This is a genomic window from Anaeromyxobacter diazotrophicus (genome assembly GCF_013340205.1).
GTDB classification, from domain to species: domain Bacteria; phylum Myxococcota; class Myxococcia; order Myxococcales; family Anaeromyxobacteraceae; genus Anaeromyxobacter_A; species Anaeromyxobacter_A diazotrophicus.
In genome coordinates this window covers 524,517-545,166 of sequence record NZ_BJTG01000004.1, presented here as the reverse complement: position 1 = coordinate 545,166, position 20,650 = coordinate 524,517, and the positions used below count along the sequence as shown (strand labels likewise).

The 20,650-nt window shown below is 76.9% G+C and carries 16 protein-coding genes; 8 read left to right on the top strand and 8 right to left on the bottom strand.

Annotated features, from left to right (window positions below):
* Together HWY08_RS11165 and HWY08_RS11160 are read left to right on the top strand one after the other, a co-directional pair.
* Positions 1-1,374, top strand: a 1,374-nt coding sequence (locus tag HWY08_RS11165) for an HNH endonuclease (RefSeq protein WP_176065008.1), incomplete at its 5' end; no start/stop codon positions are given.
* A gap of 158 nt (positions 1,375-1,532) precedes the next feature.
* Complete coding sequence (locus HWY08_RS11160) at positions 1,533-2,273, top strand: competence/damage-inducible protein A (protein ID WP_176065006.1); 741 nt, start codon at positions 1,533-1,535, stop codon at positions 2,271-2,273.
* On the opposite strand, the gene HWY08_RS11155 is transcribed toward HWY08_RS11160, so the two are convergent.
* Entirely contained in the window at positions 2,261-6,451 is a 4,191-nt protein-coding gene (locus HWY08_RS11155; protein WP_176065004.1) for a tetratricopeptide repeat protein, read from the bottom strand. The two genes, HWY08_RS11160 and HWY08_RS11155, sit on opposite strands and share 13 nt — an antisense overlap.
* Positions 6,452-6,721: 270 nt before the next feature.
* On the bottom strand, positions 6,722-6,946 hold the full coding sequence (locus HWY08_RS11150; RefSeq protein WP_176065002.1) for a hypothetical protein: 225 nt from the start codon (positions 6,944-6,946) through the stop codon (positions 6,722-6,724).
* A gap of 58 nt (positions 6,947-7,004) precedes the next feature.
* On the opposite strand from HWY08_RS11150, the gene HWY08_RS11145 reads away from it, so the two are divergent.
* The gene (locus HWY08_RS11145) at positions 7,005-7,859 is read left to right on the top strand and encodes a c-type cytochrome (RefSeq protein ID WP_176065000.1); all 855 of its coding nucleotides are present in this window, start codon (positions 7,005-7,007) and stop codon (positions 7,857-7,859) included.
* Positions 7,860-7,875: 16 nt separating this feature from the next.
* On the opposite strand, the gene HWY08_RS11140 is transcribed toward HWY08_RS11145, so the two are convergent.
* Entirely contained in the window at positions 7,876-8,277 is a 402-nt protein-coding gene (locus HWY08_RS11140; protein WP_235969575.1) for a hypothetical protein, read from the bottom strand.
* A 195-nt stretch (positions 8,278-8,472) separates the two neighbouring features.
* Between HWY08_RS11140 and HWY08_RS11135 the strand changes: the two genes are divergently transcribed.
* Positions 8,473-9,360, top strand: a complete 888-nt coding sequence (locus tag HWY08_RS11135; RefSeq protein ID WP_176064998.1) for an acyl-CoA desaturase — start codon at positions 8,473-8,475, stop codon at positions 9,358-9,360.
* 59 nt (positions 9,361-9,419) lie between these two features.
* Positions 9,420-10,988: a glucose-6-phosphate isomerase gene (locus HWY08_RS11130; RefSeq protein ID WP_176064996.1), complete on the top strand. Its 1,569-nt coding sequence runs from the start codon at positions 9,420-9,422 to the stop codon at positions 10,986-10,988.
* Between the two features lie 63 nt (positions 10,989-11,051).
* On the opposite strand, the gene HWY08_RS11125 is transcribed toward HWY08_RS11130, so the two are convergent.
* The gene (locus HWY08_RS11125) at positions 11,052-12,371 is read right to left on the bottom strand and encodes a lysophospholipid acyltransferase family protein (protein ID WP_176064993.1); all 1,320 of its coding nucleotides are present in this window, start codon (positions 12,369-12,371) and stop codon (positions 11,052-11,054) included.
* Between the two features lie 78 nt (positions 12,372-12,449).
* Here HWY08_RS11125 and mutL point away from each other — a divergent pair, with 78 nt between their 5' ends.
* From mutL to HWY08_RS11110, 3 genes are all read left to right on the top strand, one after another.
* Positions 12,450-14,273, top strand: a complete 1,824-nt coding sequence (gene mutL / locus HWY08_RS11120; RefSeq protein WP_176064991.1) for a DNA mismatch repair endonuclease MutL — start codon at positions 12,450-12,452, stop codon at positions 14,271-14,273.
* A gap of 454 nt (positions 14,274-14,727) precedes the next feature.
* Entirely contained in the window at positions 14,728-14,886 is a 159-nt protein-coding gene (locus HWY08_RS11115; protein ID WP_176064485.1) for a hypothetical protein, read from the top strand.
* Positions 14,887-14,949: 63 nt separating this feature from the next.
* A complete protein-coding gene (locus HWY08_RS11110; RefSeq protein WP_235969574.1) occupies positions 14,950-15,468 on the top strand; it encodes a hypothetical protein in 519 nt (172 codons plus the stop codon).
* A 7-nt stretch (positions 15,469-15,475) separates the two neighbouring features.
* Here HWY08_RS11110 and HWY08_RS11105 read toward each other — a convergent pair whose 3' ends face one another.
* Genes HWY08_RS11105 through HWY08_RS11090 form a run of 4 tightly spaced genes read right to left on the bottom strand, consistent with a single transcriptional unit; the run spans position 15,476 to position 20,578 of the window.
* The gene (locus HWY08_RS11105; protein WP_176064989.1) at positions 15,476-16,036 is read right to left on the bottom strand and encodes a hypothetical protein; all 561 of its coding nucleotides are present in this window, start codon (positions 16,034-16,036) and stop codon (positions 15,476-15,478) included.
* Positions 16,033-17,868, bottom strand: coding sequence for a sigma 54-interacting transcriptional regulator (locus HWY08_RS11100; protein ID WP_176064986.1), 1,836 nt, complete (start codon positions 17,866-17,868; stop codon positions 16,033-16,035). Before HWY08_RS11100 ends, HWY08_RS11105 begins: the two co-directional genes overlap by 4 nt.
* Positions 17,869-17,870: 2 nt before the next feature.
* The gene (locus HWY08_RS11095) at positions 17,871-18,722 is read right to left on the bottom strand and encodes a tetratricopeptide repeat protein (protein ID WP_176064984.1); all 852 of its coding nucleotides are present in this window, start codon (positions 18,720-18,722) and stop codon (positions 17,871-17,873) included.
* A complete protein-coding gene (locus tag HWY08_RS11090; protein WP_235969573.1) occupies positions 18,719-20,578 on the bottom strand; it encodes a serine/threonine-protein kinase in 1,860 nt (619 codons plus the stop codon). The genes HWY08_RS11095 and HWY08_RS11090 overlap by 4 nt, the downstream gene beginning before the upstream one ends.
* Between the last annotated feature and the right edge of the window lie 72 nt (positions 20,579-20,650).

Genomic DNA, 20,650 nt, shown 5'->3' with positions numbered 1-20,650 from the left:
GGGCTCGCCCTGCTCGGCCGGGAGCTGCGGACGCGGCCGCTCCTGCGCGAGGCGCTCACGGCGGGGCGGGTCAAGCTCCGCGCCGCGCAGACGGTGCTGAAGGTGGCGGTGGGCGAGGACGAGGCGGCCTGGGTGGAGCGCGCGGCGCGGATGACCGTCCGCGCGCTCGAGGCCGAGGTCCGCCGGGCGCGCGCGGCGCCGGGCGACGAGGAGGAGCCGTGGCTGCGCCTCGACGCGCGCCTCGAGCCGGAGGAGCGCGAGGTGGTCGACGAGGCGCTGGCGCTCGCGGGCGAGCTCATGCCGGGCGCGACGCGCGCCGAGCGGCTCGAGGCGATCGCCCAGGAGTTCGCGGGCGAGTATGCGGGCGAGGGAGACCCGGACCCGGCGCGCGTGCTCGGCGCGGCGGTCCGGACGCGCCCTGCCGGCGACGACGCGCGCGCCGCAGCCCTCGAGGGGGAGACGGAGCGCTGGGCCGCGCTTCGTGCCCTGCCAGACATCGCGGCCCCGGACGTCCGCTTCTACGAGACCGCCACCGCCCAGGAGGTGGACGGCCGACTGCGGGAGCTCGCCGCCCTGCGGGCGGAGTGGGAGGACCTCGTCGGCTACTGCGCCCTCGCGGTCCGGAAGAGCCAGCTCTACCGGCTCCTCGGGTTCGCGAGCTTCCGCCAGTACTGCGAGGAGCGGCTGGGGCTCGCGGCGCGCTCGATCGAGGAGCGGGCCAAGGTCGAGGAGCGGCGCTGGGCCTCGCCAGCGCTCCAGGAGGCGAAGCGCGAGGGGCTGGCGTTCGAGAAGCTGCGGCTCCTCTCGAAGCTGCCCGAGCCGGAGATCACCCGCTGGACCCCGCGGGCGAGGGGCCTCACCTGCGTCGCGCTCCGGCGCGAGCTCGAGGGCGAGGCCGAGCGGCGGATGCGTGCGCAGGGGAAGCTGGCCGTCCCGCTGGCGCTCCGGATGGCGGCGGTCCTCGCCGCCGCGGTGCAAGCCGTCCGCGACCGGACCGGGAGGCCGCTGCCGCTCGGGACCTGCCTCGCCGTCCTCGCGCAGCACTTCCTCGACACCTGGAAGGGCGGGAAGCGCGCCCGGAGCCGCTCGCGGAAGGTGCGGGACCGGGACGCGGGGCATTGCCAGGTCCCCGGCTGCAGCCGCCGCGCGACCCACGCCCACCACGTCCTCTTCCGCTCGCACGGCGGAGGGGACGAGCTCGACAACCAGCTCGGCCTCTGCGCGTTCCACCACCTCCGGTGCATCCACGCCGGCCACCTGCGCGTGGTGGGCCGGGCGCCTGAGGCGCTGCGGTGGTTCCTCGGCGGGAAGGCGTGGAGCGGGCCGGAGCCCGCGAGGCGGTCCGGCGGAGGGGTGGAGGTCTCGGCAGCGTGATGAGCTTCGGGCAGCGCCGCTCTCTTCTCCCTCGCCCCGCAAAGCGGGGGAGGGCCAGGGAGGCTGACGACGTGTTGGCCGATCATCAGAATGAGCTGTAGGGGCCACGGGGCCTCGACCGCCTGGCGGGCTGCCCGCGGCCGCGCTATCACCTTCGGGTGGAGACGCTCACGGCGGCGGTGCTGGTGGTCGGCAACGAGGTCCTGTCGGCGAAGCGCGCCGACCAGAACGGCCCGTACGCCATCCGCGTCCTGCGCGAGCGCGGCGTCCGGCTGGAGGCGCTCCTCACGCTCCCCGATCGGCTGGAGCTCATCGCCGAGGCGGTCGCGCGGGAGCGGGCGCGCGTGGACTGGCTCTTCACTGCGGGCGGCGTGGGCCCGACCCACGACGATGTGACCCTGGCGGCGGTGGCGCATGCGCTGGGGCGGCCGCTCGTCCGGCACGAGCGGCTGGTCGCGAACATCCGGCGCTGGCACGCGCGGCACGGCGGCGAGCCGCCGGAGGCGGCGCTGCGCATGGCGGACGTGCCGGAGGGGACGCGGCTCGCCGGCGATCCGGGCTTCCCGGTGATGGCGGTGGAGAACGTGGTCATGCTGCCCGGCCCGCCGGAGTTCTTCCGCCTCCAGCTCGACGCCTTCGCCGCCGAGCTCGCCTCGCCCCCGTTCCGGGCGGCTTCCCTCTTCCTCGCGCTGGGCGAGGACCACTTCGCCGCCGCGCTCGACGGCGTGGCGCGGGCGCACCCCGACGTGGACATCGGCAGCTACCCGCGGTTCGACGAGGCCGACCACCGGGTCGAGGTGACCTTCGAGGCGAAGGACGCGGCCCGGGTGGAGGTGGCGCTGCGCGCGTTCGTGGCGGCGCTCCCCGAGGGCGCCGTGGTCCGGCGTCACGGACCCTGAGCGACCGGCGCCACGGCGAGCCCGAGCCGCTGGCGTAGGCGGAGGTGCTCGTCGCTGGCGGCGAAGAGCAGGAGGTCGCGCAGCGGCGCCAGGTCGCGCGCGGCGGCCGCCCGGTCGGCGCGCCCGGCGGCGGGCGCACCTTCGGCCAGCACCAGCGCCAGTGCGGCGGGGACGTCGCCCGCCACGAGGAGCCCGGCCCGGCCGGCGGTGGCGGCGAGCCCCTCCTGCCACTCCGCCACCTCCGGCGCGCCGGAGACGAGGAGCGCGTGCACCGGCTCCTCCAGCGCCTTGCGCACCTTGCGGGGGACTGCGCGCGCGACGGCGCGCGCCAGCGCCTCGGCGGGGACGCCGAGCGAGGTGTCCTCGGGCGCGATGAGCCGCACGGTGGCGGAGAGCAGCTCGCGGAGCGCGGCGGCGGAGAGGCGGTCCGCCAGCGCCGAGCGGGCGCGGACCCGCGCGGCGGCGCGCGCCACCAGGAACCGCTGCTCCGACGGGCCGAAGCGGGCCGTCAGCTCCGGGCCGGCGAAGGCCACCACCGGCTCGCCGGGCAGCAGGGTCAGCCCGGCGCCTTCGCCTCCCGCGCGGAGCGGGAACGGCCGCAGGGCCAGGGCGCGGCAGGTCTCCTCGACCAGGCGCTCGAGCGCGGCCGGGGGGCGCTCGCGGCCGCGGGAGGGAGCCGGGAGCTGCGCCACCTCGCAGAGGGCGTCGGCGGCGAGCGCCAGGATCTCCGACAGCGGCCCGCGATCGGCGGGATGGCGCAGGCGCGCCCAGTCGGCCTCGGAGAGCGCTCGCCCGGGGGCCGGCGCCTGCGCCGGCGGCGCGCGCTCGGCCGCGGGCGCGCCGCCGGGCTCGGGCTCGGAGGGCTGCAGGAACCGGAGCACCCCCGCCACCACGAACGCGCTGTCGACCGCCCGCGCGGCGTGGAAGAGGCGGAAGAGGGCGCGCCAGCTCTCGACGCGGCCGGGATCCTGGGCGAGCAGGCGGCGCTGCTCCTCGAGGAGCGCGCCGGCGGCGGGACCCGCCTGCGCGACGGCGGGCGCGACGGGCTCGCCCGGCGCCTCCTGCTCGGCGAGCGCGGCCGCCGCGCGGCCGTCGTCGGGCGCGAGCCGGCGCGCCTCCTCGTAGAGGGCGCGCGCCGCGGCGAGATCCCCGAAGCGGGTCGCGCGGAGCTCGGCCAGCGCCAGGAGGTGCGTGCAGCGCTCCGGCGCGGCGAGGTCGGGCAGGGCGAGCAGGCGCCGCAGCGCGTCCGCGGCGCCCGGCCAGTTCTCGGCGCGCGCGTGCAGCGCCGCCAGGCGCTGCAGCGCGGAGGCGTCGCCGGGGGCGGATGCCAGCACCGCCTGCAGGTGGCTCACCGCCCGCGCCGGGTCGGCGAGGGGGCCGTCGTACAGCGCGGCGAGCTCGAGGTGGGCGGCCTCGAGCTGCGGCGCCGGTCCGCCCAGCCCGAGGAAGGTGGTGAGATCGCGGGCCGCCTCGGCGTGCCGGCCGGCCGCGGCGTGCAGGCGCGCGCGGACCTCGAAGGCCTCGCCCCGCTCCGGGGCCGCCAGGGCGGCCGCGCCGGCCGCCTCGAACGCCCGCTCCTCACCACCCAGGAGCGCGGCGGGGTCGGCCGCTTCGCGCAGCAGGGCCGCGAGCCGCGCGCCCGCCTCGGCCCGCGCCGGCGCGCGCGCCAGGGCGGCGGTCCAGTCCGCCGCGGCGCCGGCCGGATCGCCGAGGCGCCGCGACAGCTCGCCCGCCTCGTCGAGCGCGGCCGCCGCCGCGCCGTCGTCGGCGAGCAGGGCGGCCTGGCTGCGGAGCGCGTTGCGCGCCTCGGCCAGCTCGCCGCGGCGCGTGGCCACCCGCGCCAGCGCGCAGACCGCCGGCAGGGCGCCGGGGTTCGCCACCAGCGTCCGGTGGAGGACCTCGGCCGCCTGCTCCAGCCGCCCCGCGGCCTCGTGCTCCTCGGCGGCGCGCAGGCCGGCCTGGAGGTCGTCACCCGAAGCGCCCAGGGCGGCGACGCCGCTCAGGCCCTCGAGCTCGGCGGCGAGGAGGCGCGCGGAGGGATCTTCCGGCGCGGAGGCCAGCGCCGCCCGGCAGGCGTCGAGCGCCGCCGCGCGGTCTCCGAGGCGCTCGGCGTGGAGCCGCGCCGCCCGCAAGAGCGCCGCGGTGCGGGCGGGGCCGTGGGCGGCCGCCGCCTGGGCGCGGAGGAGCGCCGCCAGCTCGCCGTGCCGCCCCGCCGCGGCGAGGAGCCGGTCGAGCGCGCGGAGCGAGCGCGCGTAAGCGGGGACCTCCGCCAGCGCCTCGAGGTGGACCTCTACCGCGTGCGCGGGCTCGGCGAGCCGGGTCTCCCACAGGTCGGCCACGTCGGCCAGGAGCTCCGCGCGTCGCTCGGGCGCGCCGCGGACCGCCGCCTGGGCGCGCAGCACCTCCACCAGGCTCTCCCAGGCGCCGCGGGCGCGGTGGAGCCGGGCCAGGGCCGCCAGGGCGCCGAGGTGCTCGGGCGCGAGCGTGAGCACCTCGCGGTAGCCGGCCAGGGCCTCGGCCTCGTCCCCGAGCTGCCGCTCCAGGATCTCGGCGGCGCGGAACTGGAGGTCGGCGGCCGCCGCGGCCGACGGCGCCACCTCCGCCTCGGCGCGGCACATGCGCACGAGCTCCGTCCAGCGGCCGCTCCGCGCGTAGAGCCGGCCGAGCGCGCGCAGCGCGGGGCGGTGCGACGGGTCGAGCGCGAGGATCCGCTCCAGGGTCAGCCGGGCGGCGTCGGGATCCGCGAGCGGCTCCTCCTGGGCCTCGGCGGTCCGCTGCAGGAGGGCGATCGCGGCGCGCGGGTCCTGGGTCGTGCCGAGGAGGCGCTCGTTCACCTGCACGAGGTCCGCGAAGCGGCCGATCCGGTCGTAGAGGCCGGAGAGGGCGCGCAGCGCCACCGCGTGCTGCGGCGCGAGCTCGAGCACGCGCTCCCAGGCGCGCGCGGCGGTGCCCGGGTCGGCCAGCCGGTCCTCGTGCAGCCGCGCCAGCCGGATGAGCAGGGCGATCCGCTCCTCGGGGGCGGCGGTGCCCTCGAGCCCATCCTCGAGGAGGGCCGCCAGGTCCGCGTGGCGCCCGAGCGAGGCGTACAGGCGCTCGAGGCCCTGGCGCGCGGCGCACAGCGCGGGGTCCTGCGCCAGCGCCTCACGGTAGCGCTCGACCGCCTCGTCCGGCCGGGCCAGCCGCTCCTCCAGGACCTCGCCCGCCTTGAACGCCCGGTGCGCCTTCTCGCGGGGGTCGGCGGCGGCGTCGCGCTCGGCGAGGAACGTCTCGAGCAGATGCTCCCAGTCCTCGGCCCGGGCGAAGAGCCGGCCCAGCGCGGCGAGCGCGCCGCGGTGCCCGGGGGCGAGCGCCAGCACCGCCCGGTAGCCGGCGACCGCGCCGTCGGCGCGGGCGAGCCGCTCCTCGCAGATCTCGGCCAGCCGCAGGTGGCCGGCCACGAGCTCCACCACCTCGCCGGGGGTGCCGGCCTGGGTAGCGGCGCGCGCGCGGAGCGCCTCGGCCGCCAGCTCCCACTCGCCCCGCTCCTCGTGCAGCGCGGCCAGGGTGTCGAGCACGATCGGGTCGTCCCCGCCGCGCCGCCGCGCCGCCAGGAGACGCGCGCGCGCCTCGGCGGCGTCGTCCAGCGGCCCCGAGAGCAGGCGGGCCAGCGCGCACAGCGCCAGGCCGGCCTCGCGCGGGGAGGTCGCCTCGTCGGAGGCCTCGGCCTCCAGCACGCGCGCCAGCGAGGCGTCGCGACCCTCGCGCTCCGCATGGCGCCGCGCCTCGCGCCGCAGCGCCGCGTCGCCCGGGGCGAGATCGAACGCGCGCAGCGCCAGGTCCGCCGCCAGCGCCGGGCGCTCGAGGCGCTCCTCCGCCACGGCCGCGGCCGCGGCCAGCAGGGGCGCCGCCGCGGCGGGGGCGGAGAGCTCGGCGCACCGCTCCAGGGCGCGGATGCGGTCGTCGTGGTGGCCCAGGGCGCGGGCGCGCTCCTCCGCGGCCTGCGCGTCGGCGCGCGCCGCCGGCCCGAAGCCCGGGTCCGCCTGGGCGGCCGCGCGCCAGAGCGCCTCGGCGCCGTCGCGGTCGCCGAGGTGCTCGGCCCGCAGGCGGCCCGCTTCGAAGAGCAGCGCGGCGGCGGCGGCCGGGGTGGCGGCCCCCTTTGCCTCGCGCTCGAAGAGGGCGGCCTGGGCGGCCCAGTCCACCGGCGGGCTCGCCGGCAGCTCGCCGGCGGTGGAGGCCGGCTGCGCGGCGGGGGCCGGATGCTCCGCGGATTCGGGGAGGGGCTGATCGGCGGACGGCGAGGACGGAGCTACCGCGGAGGCCGGCTCGGACATGGACGCGCTCGCTCAAATACGCAGGATCAAAGCATGATCCTACCATCGCCCCCGTGAGGGGTACAGCGCATCCCATCGTCTGTCGGTGAAACGTGGGACGCGCCGGAGCGCGCACCGGGCCGGCTCAGGGCCGCGCGATCACAGCTCGAAGCGGTCGATCTGGCCGCGCTGCTGGAGGATCTCGAGGGCGCCCTTCGTGATCTTCTCCTTGTCCTCGCCCTGCAGCTTCACCACGAGCGGCGCCAGCGAGCGCTCGCCCTTGCGCGAGGGGGGTGGCGGCACCACCGCCACGGCCCAGCTGTCGCCGAGGTCTTTGTCGACCGTGACCTGGCACTCGGTGGTCCCGATGAAGGCTCGCGCCATGGTGCTCGTCTCCGATTGAGGTGGGAAGGCGGCGGCAATGTAGCGTAAAAGCCGCTGCATGAGAACGCGTCTCGCCCTCGCGGTCGCGCTCCTCGCCTGCTCCGGCGGACGGCCGTTCGTGACGCGCGGCGAGCCGGTGGTGACGTTCGAGGGCAAGGTGGAGAAGGGGCCGGCGGTCCTGGGCACCACCGACCTGGAGTCGCTGGCGCGGCGGGCCTTCGAGGCGGTGCCACCCGGGGGCGAGCGCGTGCGTTTCGAGGGGCTGGCGCTGGCGCCGCTCCTCGGCGACACGCTCGAGGTCGAGCGCGGGGCCGACACGGTGGTCTTCCGCGGCGAGGGGGGCCGCGCCGCGGCGGTGCCGCTCGTCAGCGTGCGGCAGCTCAAGCCCGTGCTGGCGGACCAGGCGGGCGACGCGCCGATCGGCGCCTGGCGCCGCGAGGCCGCCCCGCTCCAGCTCGCCTGGCCCAACCTCGACGCGCCCGGCATCGACAGCGACCCGCGGCTGCGCTGGTGGTGGCTCGGCGGGGTGCGCCGGGTGGAGCTGGTGAGCTGGCTCGCCACCTACGGCAAGGCCCTGCGCGTGCCGCCCGGCGCGAGCGACGCCGCCCGCCTCGGCGCCGACGTGCTCGCCACCTCCTGCCTCGGCTGCCACCGGCTGCACGGCGCCGGAGGGACGCGCGGGCCGGCGCTCGGGGCCGGCCTGGTGAAGGGCGACCCGTCCGCGGTGACGGCGCGGCTGCGGCTCCACCTCCAGCGCACCTCGGCGGGGGCCGGCGCGCCCGAGCTCACCCCGGCCGCCGTGGGCCAGGTGATCGCGTTCCTGCGCGCGGTCGAGCTGGCGGCCCGGCCGGACGAGGACATCAAGGAGCCGGAGAGCGTCGAGGCACCGCCGCCCGTCCTCCCGCGGCGGTGAGGGGCCGCCCGGGCGCTCAGATCGCCCAGATGAAGCCGATCTTCACCCCGACCAGCTCGGCGATCTGCTTCGCGACCTGGCGCCCGTCGCGGTTCGCGACCCAGCGCGGCACGACCACGTGGAACTCGCCGTGCGTGAGCTCGGCGGCGCTCGCGAAGAGCTGCCAGCGGCTCGCGAGGTCCTCGAGGGTGAGGGTGCCCTGCGCCGCCACCACGTCGAAGAAGACGGGCTTGGGGGACTGGCAGAAGAGGCTCGGCCGGTGGTCCTTCATGGCGCCGTGGATGACCTCCGGCACCTCCCAGCCCGGCAGGTCGGCGCGCACGCCGCCGTAGCCGGCGAGCGGCAGCGCCTCCGCCATGAGCCGGATGGCCGCCTCCCGGCTGACGCCCGGGGCAGCGCTGGGCTCGAGCTCGAGCACCTCGGGATGTCCTCCGTGCTCCATGCCACGTCAACACTGCGCCCGCGCCCCGCGAACGGCACGTTCGGCTGGCGCTCCCGGGAGGTGCACGGTCCCTCGCCCGGCCGCCCGGGTGGCGAGCGTCATGACGCGCCCATGACACGGGCCCGGCATCTTCCCGCGGTGCGATTGACGCACGTCAAAACGAGGTCGAGCATGTCCGACGCCGCCCGGGCGCCGAGGTCCCCCGATCGCATCCACTGGCTCAAGTCCGCGCCGTTCTTCGCCGTGCACGCGGTGGCGGTCGCGACGCTCGTCGCCGGGCCGTTCTCCTGGAAGCTGGTGGCGCTGGCCGCCGGCAGCTACGCGCTCCGGATGTTCGGCATCACGGCCGGCTACCACCGCTACTTCGCCCACCGCTCCTACAAGACGGGGCGCGCCTTCCAGCTGGCGCTCGCCTTCCTGGGCGGCACCTGCACGCAGAAGGGCGCCCTGTGGTGGGCCGCGCACCACCGGCACCACCACCGCTACTCCGACCAGCCCGAGGACATCCACTCGCCGCTGCAGCGCGGGTTCTGGTGGAGCCACGCCGGCTGGATCCTCTGCACGCGCTACGACGAGACCCGGCTCGACCACATCAAGGACTTCGCCCGCTACCCCGAGCTCCGGTGGCTCGACCGCTTCCACGTCGTGCCGCCCATCGCCTACGCGGCGCTGCTCCTCGCGCTCGGCGGGATGCCGGCCCTCCTGTGGGGCTACTTCGTTTCGACCACGTTCCTCTGGCACGGGACCTTCCTCGTGAACTCGCTGGCGCACGTCATCGGGCGCCGCCGTTACGACACGGCGGACGGCTCGCGCAACAGCCTCCTCATCGCGCTCGCCACCCTCGGGGAGGGCTGGCACAACAACCACCATCACTACCAGTCGACCGCCAACCAGGGGTGGTTCTGGTGGGAGATCGACGTGACCTGGTACGCGCTGCGCGCGCTCGCCGCCCTGGGCGTGGTGCGCGAGCTGCGCACGCCGCCGGCCGCCGTCCAAGCCCGCACCGCCGTCCCCGCCGCGCCGGCCGCCGCCGCCGCCGAGCCCGGCGCCAGCGCCTGATCGGGCAGGCGCCGGGCGCCGCTCGCGGCTAGACTCCGCCGCGACCGGAGGTGGCACCGATGGCGGCGAGCGCGGCGTGGCAGCGGTACGGAGAGCTCCTCTGCGGGGTCCCCGAGGTGGGACTCACCGTGGATCCGAGCCGGATGGGGTACGACGGCGCCTTCGTCGAGCGCACCGCGCCGGCGCTGGCGCGCGCCTTCGAGGCCATGGACGCGCTGGAGGCGGGCGCCCTCGCGAACCCGGACGAGGGGCGGCGGGTCGGCCACTACTGGCTCCGCGACCCGGCGCGCGCCCCGACGCCGGAGCTGCGGCGCGAGATCGAGGAGGCCGCCCGCCGCGTGCAGGCGTTCGCGGCCGACGTGCACGCCGGCCGGCTGCGGCCGCCCGCGGGCGGGCGGTTCACCGACCTCCTCTGCGTCGGCATCGGCGGCTCGGCGCTCGGGCCGATGTTCGTGGCGGACGCGCTGGGCGACCCGGCGCGCGACCCGCTCCGGCCGCACTTCCTCGACAACACCGACCCGGACGGCTTCGCCCGCGTGCTCGGCGCGATCGGCCCGCGCCTGGGGCAGACGCTGGTGGTGGTCACCTCGAAGAGCGGCGGGACGCCGGAGACGCGCAACGGCATGCTGGCGGCGCGCGCCGCCCTCGACGCGGTCGGGCTCGCGCTCGGGCCGCAGGCGGTGGCGATCACCCAGGCCGGCTCGCCCATGGACGAGCTGGCGCGGCGCGAGGGCTGGCTGGCGCGCTTCCCGATGTGGGACTGGGTCGGGGGGCGTACCAGCGAGACGTCGGCGGTGGGGCTCCTCCCGGCGGCGCTGCAGGGGCTCGACGTCGAGGGGCTCCTCGAGGGGGCGCGGCGCTGCGACGAGGCGACCCGCGTCCACGACCCGCGGCGCAACCCCGCCGCGGCGCTGGCGCTCTCCTGGCTCTTCGCCACCGGCGGGAAGGGCGGCGCGAAGGCGATGGTGGTCCTGCCGTACAAGGACCGGCTCCTCCTCTTCAGCCGCTACCTGCAGCAGCTCGTGATGGAGTCGCTCGGCAAGCGGCTCGACCTCGCCGGACGGCGGGTGGACCAGGGGCTCACCGTCTACGGGAACAAGGGGTCGACCGACCAGCACGCCTACGTGCAGCAGCTGCGGGACGGGGCGGACGACTTCTTCGCCGTGTTCGTGCGCGTGCTCGAGTCGGGCGGGGCGCCGGCGGAGGTGGAGCCCGGCGTGACCGCGGGTGACTACCTGCACGGCTTCCTGCTCGGCACGCGCGCCGCCCTGGCCGAGGGCGGCCGCGGCTCGGTGACGATCACCGTCCGGCGGGTGGACGCGCGGTCGGTGGGGGCGCTGGTCGCGCTCTTCGAGCGGGCGGTCGGCCTGTACGCGTCGATGGTGGGCGTGAACGCCTACCACCAGCCCGGCGTCGAGGCGGGCAAGAAGGCCGCGGCGGCGGTGCTGGCGCTCCAGGCGCGGGTCGTCGGCGCGCTCGGGCCCACGCCGCGGACCTCGGAGGAGCTCGCGGCCGCGCTCGGCGAGCCGGAGGTCGAGACGGTTCACCTGCTGCTCGAGCACCTGGCCGCGAACGGGCGTGCAAGGAGCGAAGGGGAGGGGATCGGTGCGCGGTTCAGCGCCGGCTGAGGGTGACCGACGCCGAACACCTGTCACTTCACCCTCTCCCCACCGGAGGAGAGGGGCCGCACCTCAGAGATACACTGATCTGCGCGCCGCCACGTCCTCGTCGAGCAGCTGCTGCAGGGAGGCGCGGGTGCGCTCGGTCAGGGCGAGCACCTGGGCCTGGTCCTCGGAGGCGGCGGCGTCGGCGGCGCCGGCCGGGATGGGCTCGCCGAAGCGCAGCGACCAGCGCGACGGCAAGGGGAGGACCCCGAGCGGCGCGAGGGGGAGGGAGGCCGAGCTGCCGAGGAACGGGATCCCGAGCCGCTCGGCCAGCCAGCCCGGCCGCGCGAAGGGCGCGCTCGTCTCCTCGCTGCCCACGATGGCGCAGGGGACGACGGCGGCCCCGGCGCGGAGCGCGATGCGGGCGAAGCCGCCGCGGCCGAAGCGCTCGACGCGGTAGCGCTGCGTCCAGGGGCGGCCGGCGTTGCGGCTGCCCTCCGGGAACACCGCCACCGCGGTGCCGGCGCCCAGGAGGCGGAGCGCGTTCTCGGGCGTGGCCGGCACGGCGCCGAGCCGCGTCGAGGCGCTGCCGAAGATGGGGGCCTTGAGGGCCGGGTCGTCGAGCAGCGGCCGGAGGTCGCGGCGGGCGGGGTGCTCGCGCGCCAGCGCCATCCGCAGCACCAGCGCGTCCCAGGCCAGCGCGCCGCCGTGGTTCGCCACCACCATCACCGGCCCTTCGCTGGGGACGTGCTCGATCTGGCGCACCTCGACCCGCCACCAGGTGCCGTACAGGAAGTCGAGCACCGGCGCGGCGCGGGCGGCCAGCTCCCGGTCCATCCCGAAGAAGTCGAGCTCGCCGGGGCCGGAGAGCAGGGAACGCAGCTGCGCCAGCCCGGCGAGCCGCTCCCGCAGCGCCGGCAGGAGCCCCGCCAGCGCCTGCCCCAGGTCGCGCGCGAGCTGGCCGGCGGCCTCCTGGCGAGCGAGGTCGCGCAGCCGCTCGGCCGCCCCGCCCGCGGCGGACTCCAGCCGCTGCTCCACCGCGTCGAGGCGCTCGCGCACCGCCTCCACCGCCGCCCCCACGCCGTGGGGCGCGGCCGGCGCCGGAGCCCGACGGGCAGCGGTCGTGGCCGCCACCGGCGCCGAGGTCCCGGATGCCGTCGGACTCCCGGTCGCGGTCGAGGTCGCGGTCGAGGTCGCGGTCGAGGTCGAGGTCGGGTTCGGGGTCGGGTTCGGGGTCGAGACCTCGCCCAGCCTCGCCGCCCGGTCCGGCGCCGCCCCAGCCACCGCCGGCCGCACCGCGGCCCCGCGCTCGAACGGGTCGTTCCCGAGCGCCGGCCGCGGGGCGCGGGCCGCGGCGGGGCGCCGCTTCTTCGCCGCCCGCTTCTTGCCGGTCTTCGGTGCGGCCATGCGCCCGCCTATACCGGCCCGTGCCCGGGGCGTCAAACGGTGAGATCGGGCCTGCGGCACGTCGTGCTAGAACGGGCCGTGCCCCGCGTCATCCAGGTGCTCCCTCCCGGGCTGGTGAACCAGATCGCCGCCGGCGAGGTGGTCGAGCGGCCCGCCTCGGTCGTGAAGGAGCTGGTCGAGAACGCGCTCGACGCGGGCGCCCGGCAGGTGCAGGTGGAGGTCGAGGAGGGCGGGCTCGCCCTCGTGCGCGTCACCGACGACGGCTGCGGGATGTCGAGCGACGACGCGCTGCTCGCGCTCGAGCGCCACGCCACCTCCAAGCTCCGGGACGCGGCCGGGCTGGAGGCGATCGCGACGCTCGGGTTCCGCGGCGAGGCGCTCCCGGCCATCGCCTCGGTGGCGCGGATGCGGCTCGACACCTGCGACGGCGCCGAGGGCGCGCCCGGCACGCGCCTCGTGCTGGAGGGCGGGCGGCTCGTGGAGCGCGGGGCGGTGGCCCGCCCGCGCGGCACCACCATCGAGGTGCGGGACCTGTTCTTCAACACGCCGGCGCGCCGGAAGTTCATGCGCGCTCCCGCCAGCGAGGCCGGGCACGTGAGCGAGGCGGTGCTCCGGGTGGCGCTGGCGCACCCGGAGGTGGGCTTCACGCTCCGCTCGGCGGGGCGGGTCGCGCTCGGCTCGCCGGCCGGGGCCGCGCTCCGGGAGCGCGCGGTCGCGGCGCTGGGTCGCGAGGCCGCGCGGCACCTGCTCGAGCTGTCCGGCGAGCGCGGGGAGGTGCGGATCCGCGGCGTGCTCACGGCGCCCGACCACAGCGAGGCCACCAGCCGGGCGCTGTACCTCTTCGTCAACGGACGGTACGTCCGCGACCGGGCCGCCTCGCACGCCGTGCTGCGCGCTTACGCCGGCACGCTCCCGCAGGGCCGGTTCCCGGCGGGCCTCCTCTTCATCGAGCTGCCGCTCGATCGCGTCGACGTGAACGTGCACCCCCAGAAGCTCGAGGTGCGCTTCGCCGAGGCGCGCGCCGTCCAGGACGCGCTCTTCCACACGGTCGCGGAGGCGCTCCGCACCGCGCCCTGGCTGCGGCACCGCCCGGCAGAGGCCGCCGGCCCCAGCGACGGGCCAGGGGCCGGAGGCGCGACCGCGCCGGACGGAGCCGTGGCCGTCCCGACGGCGGCCGAGGCGCCGGCGCTCGTCGCGTCGGTGCTGGCCGAGGCGCGGGCGCTGCACGGCGGGCCGCCGCCTCCGCTGCCGGGCTCGAACACCTCCTTCGCGTTCCCGCTGCCGGCCGCGGCCGGCGAGCCCGCGCGCGCGGCGGGCTACTTCGGGTCGCTGCGCTACGTCGGGCAGCACGCCCGGACCTACCTCCTGTGCGAGGCGCCGGGCGGTGCGCTGGTCGTCATCGACCAGCACGCCAGCCACGAGCGCCTCCTCTTCCAGCGGCTGCGGGAGGCCTGGCGGGCGCGGCGCCTCCCGGTCCAGCCGCTGCTCGTGCCCGAGGTGGTGACCCTGCCGCCCGGCCCGGCGCGGGCGGTGGAGGGGGCGATCGACGAGCTGCGGGCGCTCGGCCTCGACGTCGAGCCCTTCGGCGGGGACGCCTTCGCGGTGAAGGGCGCGCCGGCCGCGCTGGGCGGGGTCGAGCTGACGCCGCTCCTCGTCGATCTGGCGCAGCAGCTCGAGCAGCTCGACCGCGGCAGCGCGCTCGACCAGGCGGTCCACGATCTGCTCGCCACCATGGCCTGCCACAGCGCCGTGCGGGCGCATCAGGAGCTGGCGCCGGAGGAGGCGCGGTCGCTGCTCGACGGGCTCGACTCCGTCGACTTCAAGGCGCGCTGCCCGCACGGGCGCCCGGTCGTGTTCGAGCTCTCGCTCTACGATCTGGAGCGGAGGGTCGGGCGGAGGTGAGGGGGGAAGCTGGGAAGGCTCTCGGCAGCGGGTCGGGCTGCTGTACGGGCTAGGAGAGAAGCGGCCGCCGAGAGCCCCGCCCAAAAAAAATGAAGCGCAACGCTAAGGCCTTTGAGAGGTGCGGGGGGGTCCCCTCGACGACCGCGTTGCGCTTCAGTCACGTACCGGTAGCAAGCGCAGGGCCACCCGCTCGGGACCGGGTTTGTCCAGTTCTTACAGCCCCGTAGACCGAGGAGGGGCGCGTGAACGGGCTCTCCCCGGGTTTCATCTGTGAAAACGCATTGCAGAAGTGAAATGCGGTAGGTCAGGACGGCTCGGAACTGTAAAGAGTTCAGCAGGGCCGACCGTCGAATTGACGGCGCGCGGCACGAGGCCTGGGCGCACCTGCTCGAAAAGCAGGACTCGGCGCGAGTCGTGGGCTGAGCTGTAACGGGCATGTCGGATGCATGACCACATGCTCGTGCAAGGCGCCATCACAGGCCGGGACGTCCTCCTCCACTCGCTCACGATCCTGCGGCTGTGGGGGCCGGGCTGTTACGTCCGGTGCCTCCGGGCGGTGGTCTCGCGCCGGCCCTGCACCTTCCTCGACGTGATCTCGACCCACGCGCGCTGACGCCGGCGGCGGGCGCTGCGTTTTTCGGGCGCGGCGGGGTGCGGCTGTGCCAGATTGCGCGCCGTGACCACTCGCGACCCGCGCCTGCGCCCGTACCGCGCCACGATGTGGGTGGTCTACTTCGCCGCGGTCCTGCTCGGCGTCGGGCTCTTCACGTTCAGCGTGGCGCGCAGCCTGCGGGCGCCGTCGCGGCCCGCCCGGGCCGAGGGCGCGTTACCCACCCGGGCCGCGCTCCGCGTCTGCCTCGCCGATCTCGAGCTGCTGGCCCAGGAGCAGGGCCAGCGCGCGTGGGCGCTCGGCCACGAGCTGGAGGCCCCGGATCCGCTCGCCGCCTGGAACGTGTGGGCCCGCGGGTGGGAGCGCCGGGTGGACGACCTCGCCGACCGCTGCCGGCTCGACGAGCGGTCGGGGGAGGACGCGGCGGCGCGCGGCGAGCTGGCCGCGGCCCGCGACGCCCTGCTCGCGCTCCACCGCGTCTACGCGGCGCAGGTGAACCGCTTCGCGCAGGAGCAGGGCGACCTGCTGCAGGCGGTGGCCGAGGCCCTCGCGCACGCGCGCGAGGAGGTCTCGAAGTCGCGCTGACGCTGCCTCACTGGCAGCGGCCGCGCGCGTCGCCCGCGGGCACGTACTGGAACACCCAGCGGTAGACGGCGGTCTCGAAGCCGTCCTGGGCGCTGTGGTTCTGCCGGGCGTCCGTCGGGGTGATGGCCTTGAAGGCGTTCGACACCACCAGCTCGACCACGTGCAGGGGCACGCCGTTGTTCCAGGCGACCGCGTCGAAGGGGTAGGGCACGACCGCGCGGATGGGGTTCGCCGGGTCGTCGCCAGCCGGGACGGGCTGCGAGAGCGGGATCTGGGGCAGGGTGGCCTGGTAGTCGACGAACCAGCGCGCCTCGACCGCCTCGAGGGTGTTCACGTCCTCCACCTCGGCGCCGAGCGAGAAGACCGCGGCGCTGCACCCCTGGGAGACGAAGATGATCGTCTCGGCGGGCACCGCCGACTCGGCGACGATGCGCGGCGGGGAGATCACGCCGCCGTCCACCCGGGCCACCTCCGCCAGCGGCTGCGGCAGCGGGCACCCGGCGAGGAGCGCGGCGGCCACCGCCGATACGGCGAGCGCGAGGCCGGCGCGGCGGGCGGCCCCGGTCACGGCTCCTCCTCCTCGCCGCCCGGCGGCAGGGCGAGGCCGCGCCGCTCCGCCTCCAGCTTCTCGAGGTGCCGGAAGACCGTGCGCGGGTCGACGCCGAGGTCCTTGGCGGTCTTGGTGCGGTTCCCCTGGTTCCGCTCCAGGACCTCGTTGATGTAGCGCTTCTGGAACTCCTCCTTGGCCTGCGCGAGCGGCATCACCGGGGCCAGCGCCTCCGGGCCGAGGCCGAGGTCCTCGGGCGTGACGAGCGGCCGCTCCGCCAGCACCACCGCCTTCTTGACCCGGTTCTCGAGCTCCCGGATGTTGCCCGGCCAGGCGTACTTGCGGAGCGCCAGCACCGCCGGCGGGGTGAAGCCGCGCGCGTGCGCGCCGAGCTCCCGCGCGTACCGCTGGAGGAAGAAGCGCGCCATGACCACCACGTCGTCGCCCCGCTCGCGCAGCGGCGGGAGCGCGATGGAGATGACGTCCAGCCGGTAGTAGAGGTCCTCGCGGAAGCGCTCCTGGCGGATGAGCTCCTCCAGGTTCTGGTGCGTGGCCGCGAGGACCCGGATGTCCACCGGCTCGGCGCGCGTGTCGCCGACGCGGGTCACCACGCGCTCCTGCAGCGCGCGCAGGAGCTTCACCTGCAGCGCGAGGGGCATGTCGCCCACCTCGTCGAGGAAGAGCGTCCCGCCGCTCGCCGCCTGGAACTTCCCGTCGCGGGTCGCCACCGCGCCGGTGAAGGCGCCGCGGGCGTGCCCGAAAAGCTCGCTCTCGAGCAGGCTCTCCGGGATGGCGCCGCAGTTCACCGCCACGAAGGGGCCCTTCGCCCGCGCCGAGCGCCGGTGGATCTCGCGGGCGACGAGCTCCTTCCCGGTGCCGGTCTCGCCGGTCACCAGGACCGAGACGTCGGTGCCCGCCACCTTCTCGATGCGCCGGTACACCTCGCGCATGCTGGGGCCGGCGCCGATGAGGTCCCCGAAGCGGTTCTGCTCGACCGCCAGCCGCAGCGCCTCGTTCTCGCGCCGGAGCCCGTGCAGGAGCAGCGCGTGCTGGACGAGCAGCGAGGCCTGCGCCGCGAAGACCGTCAGCACCTCCAGGTCGCGCGGGTCGAACAGGCTCACCACGCTGTCGTTGCCGAGGTACAGGACGCCGAACGGGGTGCCCTCGCGCGTGAGCGGGGCGCACATCACCGAGCAGAGCTTGAGGTTCACCACCGAGGAGGAGGAGGACCACTGTGCGTCATGCAGGGCGTCCGCCACCACCACCGGCCGGCGCGTCGCCACCACCCGCTGCACGATGGAGTCGGAGACGCGCGCCACCGCGTCCTCGATGTTCTCCTTGCTGAGGTTGCGGGCCGCCTTCACCTCGAGCCGGCTTCCCTCCAGCAGGATGAGGAAGCCCTTCTCGGCGTGGGTGACCTCGAGCACCGCGTCGAGGAGCTCGTCGAGCATGCGCGACGGGTCGTCGGCCGCGAGCAGCCGCTCCGAGAACCGGACCAGGCCCTCCATCGCCTCGAGCCGCACCGCGGCGCTGGCGCCGGCGGCCGGCGCGGCGGCGGGGGCGGGGCGTTCGCGCAGGGTGAAGGTGAGGACGCTCGCTCCGAGCCGGATGCGGTCCCCCTCGGCGAGCCGGGCCGCCGCCTTCCGGCGCCCGTTCACCTCCATCTGCGCCCCGGCGTGGCAGGCGGCGTTGAAGTCGCGCCCGTCGAAGTGGATGTGGAGCGCGGTCTCGGGCAGCGCCGGGTCGGCGAGCGCGACGTCGTTCTCGGGGCCGCGCCCCACGGTGGTGATGCGGCGCGAGAGCGTGATCTCCCGCTCGGGGCCGTCGCCGGTGCGGACGAGGAGGGAGGGCATGTTCAGAAGGACCAGGACAGCTTGAGCGCGCCGCCCTGCTTCGGCGAGAGCTCGGTCTCGACGCGCGGCACGTAGTGGAGGTGGGCGTCGACGACGCCGTAGGCGTAGACCGCCCAGAACAGGCCGGCCGAGACGTACTTCACCACGTCGGCGCGGGAGAGCAGGGTCCGGTCGGCGTCGGTGTAGGGCGGCTTCCTGCAGCCGGCCGGCTGGGAGGGCGAGCAGCGGCGGGCCGGGTCCTGCGCGATGGAGTTGTGGAAGAGGATGGCGGCGACGTTGGCGGCGCCGAGCACCACCTCGGCGGCGGCGATGGCGGTCCCCTTGGCGTTGTCGCCGTTCTGGAACTGCCCGGCGCCGAGCGGCAGCCAGTTGAAGAGGTAGATGCGGTCCTGCACCCGGATGACCTTCGCCGGCGGCCCGGAGCGGGTCAGCTCCTCCGAGAGGAGCCGCTTCTGCGCCTCCTCGGCGAGCCGCTGCTGCTCCTCGAGCGAGCGGCGCCGCTCGCGCAGCGGCGCCAGCGCGGGCTCGCGCTCGCGCTTCACCTGGTCGAAGAACTCGACCACCTTGGGCTCCACCAGGAACGGGTCGAGCGCGTAGTCCGGGTCGACCGAGAGCAGCGAGACGAAGGCGGAGCGCGCCTGCGGCAGGTCGCCCAGCTTGAGCTCGGCGATGCCGAGCATCCGGTAGGCCTCCAGGGCGTCCGGGCCGCTCGCGTCGGGGTGGTCGGCGAGCCAGGCGCGCACGGTCCCGGCGGCGTCGGCCCAGGCGCCGAACTCGAAGCGGTCGCGGGCGCGCTTGAGGTCCGGGCTCTGCGGCGCGGCGAGGAGGAGCACGGCGGCGAGGAGCGGGATCACGGCGGCGGCTCCGCGGGCGCGGCGAAGGTGAGCTCCGCCCCGGCGCGCAGGCGCACGGTGGTGCGGATGGGCGGGCGGCCCTCCAGCTCGAGCACGAGCTCGGCGGGCGCCTCGTAGGGGTTGTCCCCGGTGGCGGGGACGGGGACGTCCAGGGGCGCCCGCTGGGAGGCGCCGGCGGTGCCGGCGAGCCGCCCGTCCACCAGGACCCGCGTGGCCGGGTCGCCCTCGACGCGGAGCCTGGCCGGGCGCGGCCTGAGCGGCACGGGCAGCTCGAGCGGCTGCGGGATGGCCTCGTCCGCCGCGAAGTCGCGCACGAAGGGGAAGCAGCAGGCGTGCTCGATCTGGATCCGGTGGGGCGCGCCGGGCGCGAGCGTGAAGGCGACGCGCTGCTCCCCGTGCGCCACCTCGACGCCGTCGAGGAGCGCGCGCTGAGCGTACGGCCGGACCCGGACCTGGACCACGGCGGGCGCGGCCGACGCGGCGTGCTTGACCTCGGCCCGGCCGTCGCCCTTGCCCGGAGCGGGCGCCGGCACGACCGCGCCGTCCCGGGCCGGCACCGGCGCGGGCTCCCGGGCGGGGGAGGCGGACGCGCGCTCCTCGCCGGCGGGCGCTGGCGAGGGCGCGGGGTGGCGGGAGCGCGCCGACCGGCTCGAGGCCGACAGCGTGGCGTCGTTGGCCACCCCCGCGCGCGCCAGCCGCGCCCGGCGCGCCTTGAGCGCCGCGGCGCCGCCCCAGCCCGCCGCGCCGGCGAGCCCGGCCGCCGCCGCGAGCGCCGCCACCCGCAGCGCGAGCCGCCGGACGCGCGCCCGCCGGGCCAGCGCCGCCAGCCGACCCTGCACGGCGCCGTTGCCGGGGTCGAGCGCGAGCACGTGGTCGAGCAGCTTCACCCCGCGGGCCGTCTCGCCCCGCGCCAGCGCGCCGTCGGCCGCGGCGAGGGCCGCCGCCACCAGGCGCGGCCGCAGCGCCGCCTTGTACCGGGCGGGCTCGGCCAGGAAGGCCTCGAGCTCCGCCTCCGGCTCGGTGAGCCCGGACGCTGCCAGCGCCTGGTCGAGCGCGTCGCGCAGGGCGGCGGCGGTGGGGAGCCGCTCGGCCGGGTCGGTGGCCAGCGCCGCCGCGATCACCGCGGCCAGGGCGTCGCCGACCAGCGGACAGACCGCGCGCGGGTCGGGGCGGTCGCCCTCGACGACGCGCCGGAGCGTCGCGGTGGGGTTGGAGGCGGCGAAGGGCATCGCCCCGGTGGCGAGCCAGAACAGGATGGTGCCGAGCGAGAAGACGTCGCTCCGCGCGTCCGCCTCGCGGCCCTCGATGATCTCGGGGGCCATGTGGTTCGGCGAGCCGACCAGCGCCCCCGTCATCGTCATCCGCTCGTCCGAGGCCACGATGCGGGCGATGCCGAAGTCCACCAGCTTGAGGGCGCGCTTCCCGCCCTGCTCCAGCACGAGCACGTTCTCGGGCTTGAGGTCGCGGTGGATGACCCCGGCCGCGTGCGCGTGCACCAGCGCGCCGGCGAGCGCCCGCGCCAGCAGCGCCCCGACCTCGGGCAGCTCGAGCTGCTCCTCGTCGGCGAAGGCCCTGAGCGTGCGGCCGTGCACGAACTCGGTGACCAGGTAGCTCTCGACCGCCGCGTCGCCGGCGTAGTCGTAGATCTCGACGATGTTGGGGTGCTTGAGGCGCGCCACGGCGCGCGCCTCGCGCGAGAAGCGCGCGCGGGACTCGGCGCGCGCGGCGAGGTGCGGGTGGAGCAGCTTCACCGCCACCTCGCGGTCGAGCGAGGTGTCGCGGCCGCGGTAGACGACGGCCATCCCGCCGCTGCCGACCTGTTCGAGCAGCTCGTACCGGTCGACGCGCCGGATCACGCCCTGGCCTTCCCCGCGACCCTGCGTGCGCGACAGCGGCGTCAGGGGTTCGCGAGGCCGACTATGACACGG

Bases quoted from the DNA above. Each gene is read 5' to 3' on its own strand.
- HWY08_RS11150 (WP_176065002.1), bottom strand. From the start codon at position 6,946: ATGGCGCGAGCCTTCATCGGGACCACCGAGTGCCAGGTCACGGTCGAC.
- HWY08_RS11145 (WP_176065000.1), top strand. From the start codon at position 7,005: ATGAGAACGCGTCTCGCCCTCGCGGTCGCGCTCCTCGCCTGCTCCGGC.
- HWY08_RS11135 (WP_176064998.1), top strand. From the start codon at position 8,473: ATGTCCGACGCCGCCCGGGCGCCGAGGTCCCCCGATCGCATCCACTGG.
- HWY08_RS11130 (WP_176064996.1), top strand. From the start codon at position 9,420: ATGGCGGCGAGCGCGGCGTGGCAGCGGTACGGAGAGCTCCTCTGCGGG.
- HWY08_RS11125 (WP_176064993.1), bottom strand. From the start codon at position 12,371: ATGGCCGCACCGAAGACCGGCAAGAAGCGGGCGGCGAAGAAGCGGCGC.
- HWY08_RS11115 (WP_176064485.1), top strand. From the start codon at position 14,728: ATGCTCGTGCAAGGCGCCATCACAGGCCGGGACGTCCTCCTCCACTCG.
- HWY08_RS11100 (WP_176064986.1), bottom strand. From the start codon at position 17,868: ATGCCCTCCCTCCTCGTCCGCACCGGCGACGGCCCCGAGCGGGAGATC.